A 12,913-nucleotide genomic window follows, 5' to 3' on the forward strand; every position below is an offset into this window, starting at 1 on the left:
CAATTATAAAAACAGCGGATTACAGCCCATATCAATCATAATTTTATTTAACTTTATTAGCGGTAATCCGACTAAAGAATTTATATCATCGCCTTCAAGCTTATCGAAAAGAGTAATCCCTAATTCATCACATTTAAAACTGCCAGCACATTGTAGTGGCATCTCTTTAGCGATATAAGCGTCAATTTCTGCATCAGTTAACTGACGAAAGGTGACTTTAAACGGTTCACAAATCGTTTGCGATTGGCCTGTGTGAGTATTAATGACCGTCATTCCAGTATAAAAGTAAAACGCTTTACCACTGCTATTTTTTAATTGTTGCTGGGCGTTTTCAATAGTAAGTGGTTTACATACAATCTTTCCATCTAAAACACCTACTTGGTCGGAACCAATAATTAAACTATCAGGATTGCTTGCCACCAATGACTGCGCTTTAGCATTAGCCAATCGTACCACCAGCTGCTGTGCACTTTCATTTGGTAGAGGTGTTTCATCACAAATCGGTGGCACACAATCGAAAGGAATAGCTAATTTTTCAAGTACTTTTTTACGTGATAGTGATGTTGATGCTAGGATAATTTTCATTTTAACTGTTCTTGTAAAATCCATGCGGAAGGATGAGCATTAAAACCAATATGACCATAATAATCGACTGCTTGAGGTGCTGCAAGCAAAGTAATTGCACATTGATTGTCGGTGTGATTTTGAACCTCTTTTATCAACTGTTTACCAATACCTGATTTTTGATAAGCTTCATCAACGGCTAAATCAGCTAAATAAGTTATGTAGACAAAATCAGTTAAACAGCGGGCAATACCGACAAGTTTCTGATCATGCCATGCGGTAATGACTAAATTAGCATTATCTAACATTGCTTGAAAACGAGGTTTATCACTTATTGGTCGACGTTCCGCCAATGAGCAGCGAGAATATAATAATGTCGCTTGTTCTATACTGGGTTTGATGTCATGGCGATAAATAATATTATCCATAGTTGATCTCCATCATGATTTTGCAAAAAAGTTATTTCAATATTTTAAATTAGCGTTAGGATAACAATATTAGATTTGATTTAAAATTAACACCATCTTAAATTAATTAAGAAAGATAAGTTAAAATGAGGAGGCGGTATGTACAAAAAAATATTAGTTCCGATTGATGTCCTTGAAGATGAACTCACTCAAAAAGTGATCCCACATGTTGAGTGTTTAGCGAAGTTATCCAATGCGCAAGTTATCTTTTTTCATACCTTACCGGTTGCATCGGCTATTGTAAATGCTTACTCATTTGGTTTTGATGAGTTTAAAGATCAAGCTACAGTACAAACAGAGCAATGGCTACATCGCTTGATTGACTCAATTAATTTACCAAAAGAAAATTTATCTTTTTCAATCGCGTTTGGTAATCCACGAGATGAGATCTTACATCTAGCGGAAGAGATTGAGCCCGATCTAATTATCATAGGGTCAAGACGCCCAAATATCTCAACACATCTACTTGGATCAAATGCTTCTGGTGTAGTGAGAGGTGCACAAACATCAGTGCTAGTAGTACGTTAATTTTTATTTTTCTGATGTCCTCCAAAAGGACATCAGTTTTTGCTCAAAATCCTCAACCTTTTTTGATTTTAAAAAAGCTTTTAAGCTCCAATATATTCACAAAAAGTAAGTGCTGGAAACGATAATAAAGAATTTATTTACTCCAAATAAGATTGTTGTGCAAAAGGTTGTCTTTTTATAAATTAGAGATAATTAATGGCATAATCTAGTGTACGCGAAGACGGAATGATGGGGTAGGGGGTATGCCGTCATGATTTCTCGTTGGGCTTTCCTAAAGAATTGAACATCATAGCTAAGCTAAGATTATACCGCCTTTCGGCGGTATTTTATTATTGATGTTTAACAAGAAAACAGCAGTGGATCTGTTTATTGCGTCTGAAATCGAGCGATAAGGTTTTGTCGGTGATGTCTTGAAACGTCAGATTTAATTTTTGCATACCGTCGGCATCCATCTTGAAGCCTCGTTTGTTATTAGAAAAGACAATTACACCGTTTGGTCTTAATAATCGTTTTAAATTACTCATTAATTTAAGATGATCGCGCTGAACATCAAACGTATCGTTCATCCGTTTAGAGTTGGAAAATGTTGGAGGATCGATAAAAATTAAATCAAACTGCTCATCAGCTTGAGATAAATAGAGCAAGCAGTCAGCCTGTATTAATCGATGATTTTTACCGGTTAAGCCATTTTGTTTTAGATTACGATCGGCCCACTCTAAATAGGTGCGTGACATATCAACTGTCGTGGTCGATTTTGCTCCACCAAGACCTGCGTAGACGGTTGCACTACCCGTGTAGGCAAATAGATTTAGAAAGTCTTTGCCTGCACTCATTTGTCCGATCATTTTTCTGGCTAAGCGGTGATCTAAAAATAAACCTGTATCCAAATAATCCACCACATTAACCCAAAACTGCGTTTTTTTGTGATTAATTGGATATTCATGGACTAAAAAATAATCCTGTTTTTGCCCAAGTTTTTGATATTGCTGTTTTCCCTTTTGCTTTTCACGGGTTTTTAGTACCAATTGATCGGCGGTTAATTTCAATACCGACATGGTAGCATTAATAATATCAAACAGTCGTTGTCGCGTTTTTTGTGGATCAATATTTTTAGGTGCAGCGTATTCTTGTACCACAATTTTATCTTTGTAACGATCGATAGCCACATTATATTCCGGCAAATCAGCATCATAAAGACGGTAACATTCAAGTTGTTCTTGGTTGGCCCATTTTTCCAATTTTTGACAATTTTTACGTAAACGATTGGCAAAGTCGGCAGCTGGTAAATTTGTTGATATGACCGCCTGATCCACTTGACGATCCGCAATCGAATAATTTTTTTGTAGACAATCTAAAGGGCCATTTTTGGCTTTAAATTGTTTGTCAGCACGCATTTGTAAACAATCTAAAAGTTGTGGCGCGCCACTAAATAACGATAATCTCCACCCACCAAATTGTTGTTTAATTTGGCGACCGAGTGCTGAGTGTAAGGCAATTAATGCTGGCTCACTTTCTAATCGTTCTCCGTAAGGCGGGTTACTGATGATCATGCCATGTATATGGTGATCAAGTGGATTGGTTAATTGTGTCACATCCTGCAATGCAAACGTAATTAAATCACCAACTCCTGCTTGGATCGCATTTTGTTTGGCTCGCTCCAGTACTGTAGGGTTATTATCATAACCGATAAAAATCGTGTTAGTTTTTTTTACATTATGCTTAGCGCTAAACAGTAAGTCATTCCAAAGTGTCGGGTTAAATTCTTTCCAAGCAAAAAATCCCCATTGTTTGCGTAGCAGCCCTGGTGGGATATGAGACGCCATCATCGCAGCTTCAATCAGTAACGTTCCTGAACCACACATTGGATCGATAAGTGGTTCATCAAACCGCCAGCCAGAACGGAGAATAATAGCTGCGGCTAGACTCTCTTTTAACGGTGCTTGCCCTGTTTGTTGGCGATAACCACGTTGATGTAAGCTTTCACCGCTCAGATCTAATGATAGTGTAACTCGATTTTTGCTAAGATAAGCATGTAAACGAACATCAGGATTTTGCTTTGCAACATTTGGGCGCTGATTGGTTTGTCGCATAAAGTGATCAACAATGGCATCTTTGATCTTTAGCGCGCCATATTGACTGTTACGAATAAAGTCATTAACACCAACAAAGTTGATAACAAATGAGTTATCTACCGCGAAGATATCGGTCCATTTGATATTCATCACACATGAATAAAGATCTAAATCACTATAGATGTCAAACTCGGCAATTGGCAATAAAATACGAGAGGCTAAACGAGACCACAATAACGATTGGTACATAGTTGACTCATTAGCATCAAAATAGACACCACCCTGCGCCACCCGACAATGATTCGCCCCAATATTTTCTAACTCTTTTTTTAATAACTCTTCAAGCCCGCGTGATGTGCTGGCAAATAGCGTTTTCATGCATAATCCACTTAACAATAAAATTGCAGGCATTATACCGACTAATTACCAGAGTGGGAAATGATTGCCCTAAACAACAGCCAATCTAACCAAAAAGCAATCAAAAAAAGTTGAGGAGCGGGGTTTTTGAGCTTAAAAATCGCCCAATTTTTGACTATCTACTTAACATCCTTTTTATATTAATACTTAAAATTCATCTTTATAAATTAATATTACTCAGGGAAATAATCAATTTTCTGTTTATTTACGATACGTAAGGTTAAATCTGTAATGGCGATGATCAACGCTGAGCGAATCATTTGTTGATAACGGTTTTGGTAAATGGATGATTTTAAGGTATCGACAATACCGTTCTCTTGCGGGTTATTTAATGGAGAGTTAGGGGGAAGGATCATGTCGTGCAGTAAGCTGATTGGACCTAGGATTTCGTCATCCAGATAGGTGTAATTTTTATCGTCTTGTTCTAGCTCATCTAAAATTGCCATTAACAATTCAATATCTTCATAATCTTCACGCGTGATGATGCCTAGTGCATAAAGTAATTTCAAACAGACAGAGGTATCATTAAGTGGGCCATTCTTGCCCACCAATGATGGAATAACAAACTTGATAGCATGAGGCTCTTTACGAAAAACCTTTAAAATCAATTGATTGACACTGTCATTAATCAAATTGATCGCAACCTTTAGCAAGCTGTGTATATCCGCTTGCTGATTGAGTTTTTCGAGGATGGTGTCTTCTGCTAATGTTTGCATTGTCACTTAAAATTGATGATTTTGCATAGCAGTATAAAGTTGTTCGATTTGGCTAACAACTGGATTATCACTTTCAATACCAGAAATATCGCAAAATGCTTGTTTTAAACCCTTGTTAGCAATTTGATTTGCCAGTTCGATTGCTTGTTCGTCGTCATCATTACGATAGTTAAGTGCAGCTGCAATACCGATAAGCAGATTTTGATTGCTAAGTTTATATTCAAATGTGCCAAGTAATGGTTTGATCAAACGATCGCCAGGACCTAGTTTGCGTATTGGTTGACGTCCTACTCGTGCGGTATCATCATGTAGATAAGGATTCTCAAATCGAGTTAGGATTTTTTCAATATAGGCTTGATGTTTGGCTGGATCAAAATCATAGCGTTTGATCAGTACTTGTCCACTTTCTTCCATGGCTCCACGTACAATTTTACGAATTTTATCGTTTAAAATCGCATCCCGAATGGTTGCAATATTGTTATAAAAACCGAGATAGGCTGTAATAGCATGTCCGGTATTTAAGGTAAATAGTTTACGCTCCACAAAGGCCATTAGGTTATCAACGGGCTCCATACCTTTGATTTGAGGGATTGTGCCAATAAATTGAGTTTTATCGACAATCCATTCAGAGAATGTTTCAACCGTCACCTCTAAAATATCACCTGTTTTAGAAGTTGCAGGTGGCACAATGCGGTCAACCGCAGAATCAACAAAACCAATATGCTCATTAACCCATTGGTGAAGATTTTCTGGTAGATACTTTACGATTTCCTGTTTGAACTGGCTTGTGCCACGTACCATGTTTTCACAAGCAATAATATTGAGTGGAGCGTTATTACCTTGAGCATGTCGAGCAATAATGCCTTGTGCCACACTTTGCGCAATGCGTGCTAAAATTTGAGGACCGACCGCAGTGGTAACTAGATCAACTTTCGCGATGTAATCAGCGACTTTAGGTGAAGTACTGTTGATGGCATCAACATTCTTCACCGTTTCGGTAACCGATTGCTCACCAACCACATTGACTGGATATTGATGACGGCTAGCAAGTTCATCAATAACTTGTTGATTAACATCTGCAAAAGTGACGTGGACACCGGCATCAGATAATAATTTACCAATAAAACCACGACCAATATTGCCGGCGCCAAAATGTAATGCTTGCATAATAATAATCCTTAATTTTGAATCATTTTTAATCTGTTAAAACACTTCCTACCTTCGTAGGAAAGTTAGCTTAATATTGCTAGGACTTCTTCAATATCATTAGTGGTAGTCAGTTTTGCAATAATCTTTTCGTCATCAAGTGCATTGGTTAACTTGGCGATAACATCAAGATGTTCATTGTTACGAGCAGCAATTCCAATTACGATTTTTGCTTTATCTTGCTCTTCTTCGCCAAACTGTACACCTGCTGGATATTGGCAAAATACGATACCTGTATTAATCACATCATCTTTAGATTCAATTGTGCCGTGAGGTACAGCAATCGATTCGCCTAAATAGGTGGATGTTAATCGTTCACGTTCTAACATGGCATCAATATAAGCTGTTTTTACGTAACCATTTTCGACTAGTTTTTGGCCTGCAAAACGGATGGCTTCTTCTTTAGTTTGCGCCGTTAAACCTAAAAAGACATTTTTTGCATTCAACTTAAACAGCGGTTGGTGGGTAGGTGTTGGTTGTACAACTTGTTGACCACCTTTTGCTTTGACTAAATCATTCACTAACTGAGTATATAAATCACTATCTAAAAAGTTAGTTAATGAAATATGATAAGCGTTTGGTGCATATTGTTTTGCTCGTGCGGTTAAATCTTTATGTGTGATGATGATATCCGCATCAGTTGGCAAGTTATTAATTGCTAAATTGGTAACACTGATATCTAAATGAGCATCTTCTGCTTTTTTACGTAAAACACCCGCACCCATAGCACTTGAGCCCATACCTGCATCACAAGCAACGATGATTTTTTTCACTTTAGCAAGATCAAGTTTACTATTTTCGCTTACTCCTTTGGCTTCGCTTTTCATTGCAGTGACATCAGACATGGCTTCGTCTAAACTTTTGCCATTATCTTTTGTTGTTTTTAATAAAATAGCCGACACAATAAATGATACTGTAGTTGCTGCAAGCACAGATAACGTTACACCTAAATATGAACCTTTTGCCATACTCATTACCGCAAAAATAGATCCTGGTGATGCTGGTGCTGTTAAACCTGCATTAAATAAAGTTAAAGTAAATACACCTGTCATGCCACCTAAAATTACAGCAATGATTAGTCGAGGATTCATTAAAACATAAGGAAAGTAAATTTCATGGATACCACCAAAGAAGTGAATAATTGCAGCACCGCTAGCAGATCCTTTTGCCGCACCTTTACCAAAGAACATATAAGCAAGTAATAAACCTAAACCTGGACCAGGGTTCGCTTCAATCAAGAAGAAGATTGACTTACCTGTTTCTGCTACTTGTGTTACACCTAGTGAAGTAAATACACCATGATTGATAGCGTTGTTAAGGAAGAGTATTTTTGCAGGTTCAACCAAAATTGAAGTAAGTGGTAATAAACCATGATCAACCATGAATTGTACTGCAACAATAAGTACATTAGTTAACGAAGCAACAGCTGGACCGATTCCAAAATAAGCGATAAGCGCAAGAATCATACCAATAATGCCAGCTGAAAAGTTATTAACTAACATTTCAAAGCCACTTTTGATTTTACCATCAATGAATTTATCGAACTGTTTAATGCACCATCCACCTAAAGGTCCAGAGATCATTGCGCCTAAAAACATTGGAATCGATACGCCAACAATTACCCCAATTGTGGTGACCGCACCAACTACACCACCACGATCACCGTAAACCAATTTACCACCAGTATAACCAATTAATAATGGAAGTAGATAAGTGATCATTGGTCCAATAAAAGCAGTTGATACGCCTTCATTTGGGAACCATCCTCCAGCAGATGGATCGTTAGCATTATATAAAAAAATTGCAGTAATAAAGCCCCAAGCAATAAATGCGCCGATATTGGGCATCACCATATTACTCAGAAATCGCCCAAAATTTTGGACTTTAAGTTTAATGTTTGATGTACTCATACAAATCTTTCCTTATTGATTGATATAATCATTATGCTGTTATTGTAGAAGCATTTAGTTACACGATTCATCCAAAATAATCAAAAAATGTGACATACATCACACTGTTAAAAGTGGGGTATTTTTAGGTTTTGTGATCTGGATCACGTTTTATTGTCGGATAGAATAAAAATAGAGGGATTTGATAGTGATTTAATCAGTGCTATATTCCTTTCAGCAATATTAGCACTCATTGCATCTGAAATGCATAGCACAGAAGAAAATGGAATCAGCATGTATCTGTTTCATATGGGGGACATGTTGTGTTAGGGGGGTATCATATTTTATAACGTTTTTTATCTCTAAAAAGATATAAGAAAAGTTTTTTTCTATTTATTTAAATGATGTTGAGGATGAACATTATTAAATGTAAAGAAATAAATATTATTCAGTTACACCAGGAAAATTATTTTAGAAATATTCAAAGGAAAGCCTAAAAACGCTATATTTTTTATTGCAAAAATGAAATTAAATCGTTTGTGAGCGATTAAAAATACGTTATTATGATCGTAAATGTCAATTTATTCGATTATTGTAAAAGATTCAATATTTGATATTGAACCGATAAAGCAATAATTATGAGAGGAAAATAATGAAAAAATTATTAGTATTATTGTCTTGTTGTGTTTTGTTATCCGCTTGTAAAGTAGAGTTATCACCAAGTGTTAATTTAAGTGACCTGAGTAGCGAAACACCTAAAATAATTAAATCAGATCTTACTTTAGAAGTTACTGCTTGTGGTGATTATCAAGATTCTAGAAAAGAATCTTCTTCTTTAATTGAAGCAAAACAAAAAATTACAGAAATATTTCCAAATGCAGAATATGTCGAGTGTTACAAAGAAAAATTTGATTCAAAAGCTTTATTTAAAATTCCTGTTGTTGTGGGTGGTAAACAACCTTCTGGTGATATTCAAATCACTAATGGTAACTGGGGTGATGGAATGATTGTACTTGTTTCAAAAGAATTAAGTAATAAAATGAATAATATGAAAAAATCGCCAGTAGGAAAGTTAGACTTCGATATTAAAATAAATCTTAACAATGATTCTGGTAATGAACGAAATATTACTGCAAATGGAGTATATATTGATGAAAATCCTGTTCTTCTTAACCAATATGTACTTCAAAAAGGAAATAATACATTTCGATTATCAAATGTTTCCGTTGATTTTCTTTTAAAAAATAACATAACGTTTATTTATGAAGATTATAAAAAGAAGGGCGAAACTCAGTAAGGTTTAAGTCTAAGTAACTTTAGTTAAATGAGAAGGCATCTTAATTGATGCCTTTTTAAATAGATTATAATTAGCTAGGCGTTATCAATATTATTACAAAAATAAATCTTCATTTGCTTTTAAAATATATAGGTATTTTTGTAATTATTATTTTGTAAAACATCCTTTAAATAGTCTATCAATAAGTAACAACTGTCCATGTTGCATACAAATTTGCAAAATAAACTATAATAAAATCAGATATATTTTTTATCGAAATACATTGGGTTTTATTACACAGATAAAATAAATTCGGGCAGATGTGAAAATATTCGGTGTATAACCATTCTAAATAAATTCAGATGATTTGCCAATTTACTTGAAAACCATCCTTTATTAACTAGAGCTAAAATATTTTTTAACAACTTGAGATAGTGGTTTCTATCTATATGCAATTGATTTAATGTGAGAAAATTGGTTTTGATTATGATATCAAAACCATCCACTAACTTCTCACATTAATACAACGAACTTTACTCCACAGTCACAGATTTTGCCAAATTACGAGGCTGATCGACGTCTGTGCCTTTGATTAAAGCTACATGGTAAGCAAGCAATTGGGTTGGTACCGTGTAGTAGATTGGCGCTGTAAGTTCTTCAATATGAGGTAAGTTGATGATATGCATTGTGTCATCACTCACAAAGCCTGCATCTTGCTCTGCAAATACATAAAGTTGTCCACCACGGGCACGAACTTCTTCGATATTAGCTTTAAGTTTTTCGAGTAGGTCATTGGTCGGAGCCATAACAATAACTGGCATATCTGCATCGATAAGCGCTAAAGGACCATGTTTTAATTCACCTGCGGCATACGCTTCTGCATGAATGTAGGAGATCTCTTTTAGTTTTAATGACGCTTCCATTGCGATTGGATATTCATCGCCACGGCCTAAAAATAGGGCGTGATGTTTATCGACAAAGTGTCCAGCAAGTTTTTTGATTTCTGGCTCGGCCATTAACACTTGCTCAATGCGATTTGGCAAAGTTTGTAAGGCATGGACGATCGCTTGTTCAGTGATTTCAGCCATGTCATTAAGTCGGCCTAATTTGGCAACTAAAAGCAATAATACGGTTAATTGCGTGGTAAAGGCTTTAGTTGAAGCAACGCCAATTTCAACGCCAGCTTTGGTTAGTAACACCAAATCAGCTTCACGAACTAAGGTCGAGGCAGCCACATTACAAACGGCAAGAGTGCTTAAGTAATTATTCTCTTTTGCTAAGCGTAATGCTGCAAGCGTATCTGCCGTTTCACCTGATTGTGATAGGGTGATGAATAAACTGTTTTTACGTCGAGCGGGTTTTCGATAGCGAAATTCCGAAGCGATCTCCACATCACAAGGAATACCAGCTAATGCCTCAAACCAATAACGAGCAACCATTCCGGCATTATAGGCGGTACCACAAGCAACAATTTGCACATGTTCAACTTGCTTAAGAATATTTTCCGCATCATCGCCAAGTTCAGATAAATCCACTTTGCCATGAGCCATTCGTCCTTCAAGGGTATTTTTTATAGCATTAGGTTGTTCGTAAATCTCTTTTTGCATGTAGTGATTAAAGCCAGCTTTACTGCCTGCGTCATATTTCGCATCAGATTCGATGCATGGACGGTTAACTTCTTGATGGTTTTTATCAAAAATATTCACAGTGCGGTGGGTGATTAGTGCAATATCACCCTCTTCTAAGAAGATAAATTGACGAGTAACCGGTAATAAAGCTAATTGATCTGAAGCAATAAAGTTTTCACCAACGCCACAACCAATCACTAGTGGACTACCTGAACGTGCCGCGACAAGAATATCGGGATTACGCGTATCCATTACAACGGTGCCATAAGCACCTCGTAATTGTGGGATTGCTTTTTGTACTGCTTCAAAAAGTGAGCAATCTTCGGTTGAGATAATATCGTGAATTAAGTGGGCAATAACTTCGGTATCGGTTTCTGAACGGAATTGATATCCTTTTGCGATGAGTGTTTCACGCAGAGGCTCAAAATTTTCAATAATACCATTGTGCACAACGGCAATAAAACCCGATACATGAGGGTGTGCATTGTGTTCGACTGGTTCGCCGTGCGTCGCCCAACGAGTGTGAGCAATCCCAGTTGAACCTTTGATTGGATGCTCATCTACCGCATCTTTAAGCGCTTTTACTTTTCCGACACGTCTTACTCGCTGTAATTCACCGGTTGGAGAGATAATAGCAAGCCCAGCAGAATCATAACCACGATATTCTAATCGTTTTAAACCTTCTAATAATATTTCTGCCACATCACGTTTGGCGATCGCGCCCACAATACCACACATTGTTTATTCCTCTTTCAATTTAGTTGGTCTTTTCCAACCTGCAAGTTGTTTCTGTTTTACCCGGCTAACCACAAGCTCATTGTCATTGACATCATTGGTTACCGTTGTTCCAGCTGCAATGGTTGCACCTTTGCCAATTTTAACTGGTGCAATTAGTTGAGTATCGGAACCCACAAATACATCATCCTCGATCACGGTTTTAAATTTGTTCGCACCATCATAGTTACAAGTAATTGTGCCTGCACCAATGTTGACGTTACAGCCAATTTCGCTATCACCTAAATAACTTAAATGTCCTGCTTTGGTAGCATGACCAAGATGAGCTTTTTTCAATTCGACAAAGTTACCAACATGGGCATGATCATCCAGTTGGCTACCAGGTCTTATTCGAGCAAAAGGTCCGATAGTACAGTGTTTGGCAATGATTGAATCTTCAATTACTGAGAAAGGGCTAATTACGCTATCATCAGCGATGGTGCAGTTTTTTAAAATACAACCTGAACCGATAACGACATTGTTTCCCAATGTAACATCACCTTGAATAATCACATTTGTATCAATAGTGACATCCTTGCCATGAGTCAATTTACCACGTAAATCAAAACGCGCAGGGTCAAGCAACGTGACACCGGCAAGTAAAAGTTGCTCAGCTTGATGCTGTTGATAATGCCGTTCTAAAGTTGCAAGTTGCAAGCGATTATTGACGCCTTCAACTTCGAATTTTTTAACTGGGTGAGACGTTAAAATGTCGTAACCATCTTGGTGGGCAAAGGCAATAATATCGGTCAAATAATACTCTTTTTGCGCATTATTATTAGTTAAGCGAGATAGCCACTTTTTAAGTAACTTGCCGGTAACCAGCATAATACCGGTATTAATTTCGTTGATTTTTTGTTGTTCAACATTGGCATCTTTTTGTTCAACGATCGCTACCACTTTACCGTCTTTGCGTTCGATTCGCCCATAGCCAGTAGGATCATCTAAAATCACTGTCAATAAGGCAATGCCTTCATGTGGTTTACTGGCAATTAAATTCTGCAAAGTTTCAATTGAGATAAGAGGTGTATCACCATATAAAATCAAGATATCTTCATCATCTTCAATAAAGGGAATAGCTTGTTGAACAGCATGTCCTGTACCCAACTGTTCTGCTTGATAAACAAGTTGCACAGGTTGATCTTGTAACGATTTTTCTAACTCGCTTTTGCCATGACCATAAACAATATTGATGCGATCAGTATTAAGTTGTTGAACTGTATCAATAACATGTTGTAACATCGGCTTACCGCCGATTTTATGTAAAACTTTAGGTAGGTTGGAATACATCCGTGTGCCTTTTCCTGCCGCCAAAATAATTGCACTACGTTTTGGAGGTGAAATTGCCATAATCAGTTCCGGTCTGGTTAAATAAG

The 12,913-nt window shown here is 36.8% G+C and carries 11 protein-coding genes; 3 read left to right on the top strand and 8 right to left on the bottom strand.

Annotation, left to right across the window (positions count from 1 at the left end):
- Window positions 1-3: 3 nt before the first annotated feature.
- Both J3U23_RS07005 and J3U23_RS07010 read right to left on the bottom strand, forming a co-directional pair.
- Window positions 4-585, bottom strand: a complete 582-nt coding sequence (locus J3U23_RS07005) for a Maf family protein (protein WP_065734637.1) — start codon at window positions 583-585, stop codon at window positions 4-6.
- A complete protein-coding gene (locus tag J3U23_RS07010; protein WP_267338869.1) occupies window positions 582-992 on the bottom strand; it encodes a GNAT family N-acetyltransferase in 411 nt (136 codons plus the stop codon). Before J3U23_RS07010 ends, J3U23_RS07005 begins: the two co-directional genes overlap by 4 nt.
- Window positions 993-1,130: 138 nt before the next feature.
- Between J3U23_RS07010 and J3U23_RS07015 the strand changes: the two genes are divergently transcribed.
- A complete protein-coding gene (locus tag J3U23_RS07015) occupies window positions 1,131-1,559 on the top strand; it encodes a universal stress protein (protein ID WP_065734636.1) in 429 nt (142 codons plus the stop codon).
- Between the two features lie 329 nt (window positions 1,560-1,888).
- On the opposite strand, the gene rlmKL is transcribed toward J3U23_RS07015, so the two are convergent.
- From rlmKL to J3U23_RS07035, 4 genes are all read right to left on the bottom strand, one after another.
- Window positions 1,889-4,009, bottom strand: a complete 2,121-nt coding sequence (gene rlmKL / locus J3U23_RS07020; RefSeq protein WP_267338870.1) for a bifunctional 23S rRNA (guanine(2069)-N(7))-methyltransferase RlmK/23S rRNA (guanine(2445)-N(2))-methyltransferase RlmL — start codon at window positions 4,007-4,009, stop codon at window positions 1,889-1,891.
- 212 nt (window positions 4,010-4,221) lie between these two features.
- Window positions 4,222-4,764, bottom strand: coding sequence for an MltR family transcriptional regulator (locus J3U23_RS07025; protein ID WP_220225735.1), 543 nt, complete (start codon window positions 4,762-4,764; stop codon window positions 4,222-4,224).
- 6 nt (window positions 4,765-4,770) lie between these two features.
- A complete protein-coding gene (locus J3U23_RS07030; protein ID WP_065734634.1) occupies window positions 4,771-5,931 on the bottom strand; it encodes a mannitol-1-phosphate 5-dehydrogenase in 1,161 nt (386 codons plus the stop codon).
- A gap of 65 nt (window positions 5,932-5,996) precedes the next feature.
- Complete coding sequence (locus J3U23_RS07035; RefSeq protein ID WP_267338871.1) at window positions 5,997-7,880, bottom strand: PTS mannitol transporter subunit IICBA; 1,884 nt, start codon at window positions 7,878-7,880, stop codon at window positions 5,997-5,999.
- Between the two features lie 153 nt (window positions 7,881-8,033).
- On the opposite strand from J3U23_RS07035, the gene J3U23_RS07040 reads away from it, so the two are divergent.
- Window positions 8,034-8,189: a hypothetical protein gene (locus J3U23_RS07040; RefSeq protein ID WP_267338872.1), complete on the top strand. Its 156-nt coding sequence runs from the start codon at window positions 8,034-8,036 to the stop codon at window positions 8,187-8,189.
- Between the two features lie 322 nt (window positions 8,190-8,511).
- On the top strand, window positions 8,512-9,156 hold the full coding sequence (locus J3U23_RS07045; protein ID WP_267338873.1) for a DUF7424 family protein: 645 nt from the start codon (window positions 8,512-8,514) through the stop codon (window positions 9,154-9,156).
- Between the two features lie 512 nt (window positions 9,157-9,668).
- Here J3U23_RS07045 and glmS read toward each other — a convergent pair.
- A complete protein-coding gene (glmS, locus tag J3U23_RS07050) occupies window positions 9,669-11,501 on the bottom strand; it encodes a glutamine--fructose-6-phosphate transaminase (isomerizing) (RefSeq protein WP_267330499.1) in 1,833 nt (610 codons plus the stop codon).
- Between the two features lie 3 nt (window positions 11,502-11,504).
- On the bottom strand, window positions 11,505-12,881 hold the full coding sequence (gene glmU, locus J3U23_RS07055) for a bifunctional UDP-N-acetylglucosamine diphosphorylase/glucosamine-1-phosphate N-acetyltransferase GlmU (RefSeq protein ID WP_416379890.1): 1,377 nt from the start codon (window positions 12,879-12,881) through the stop codon (window positions 11,505-11,507).
- Window positions 12,882-12,913 lie beyond the last annotated feature (32 nt).

The organism is Gilliamella sp. B3367, from assembly GCF_026536825.1.
Taxonomy (GTDB): domain Bacteria; phylum Pseudomonadota; class Gammaproteobacteria; order Enterobacterales; family Orbaceae; genus Gilliamella; species Gilliamella apicola_E.

Bases quoted from the DNA above. Each gene is read 5' to 3' on its own strand.
- J3U23_RS07005 (WP_065734637.1), bottom strand. From the start codon at position 585: ATGAAAATTATCCTAGCATCAACATCACTATCACGTAAAAAAGTACTT.
- J3U23_RS07010 (WP_267338869.1), bottom strand. From the start codon at position 992: ATGGATAATATTATTTATCGCCATGACATCAAACCCAGTATAGAACAA.
- J3U23_RS07015 (WP_065734636.1), top strand. From the start codon at position 1,131: ATGTACAAAAAAATATTAGTTCCGATTGATGTCCTTGAAGATGAACTC.
- rlmKL (WP_267338870.1), bottom strand. From the start codon at position 4,009: ATGAAAACGCTATTTGCCAGCACATCACGCGGGCTTGAAGAGTTATTA.
- J3U23_RS07025 (WP_220225735.1), bottom strand. From the start codon at position 4,764: ATGCAAACATTAGCAGAAGACACCATCCTCGAAAAACTCAATCAGCAA.
- J3U23_RS07030 (WP_065734634.1), bottom strand. From the start codon at position 5,931: ATGCAAGCATTACATTTTGGCGCCGGCAATATTGGTCGTGGTTTTATT.
- J3U23_RS07035 (WP_267338871.1), bottom strand. From the start codon at position 7,880: ATGAGTACATCAAACATTAAACTTAAAGTCCAAAATTTTGGGCGATTT.
- J3U23_RS07045 (WP_267338873.1), top strand. From the start codon at position 8,512: ATGAAAAAATTATTAGTATTATTGTCTTGTTGTGTTTTGTTATCCGCT.
- glmS (WP_267330499.1), bottom strand. From the start codon at position 11,501: ATGTGTGGTATTGTGGGCGCGATCGCCAAACGTGATGTGGCAGAAATA.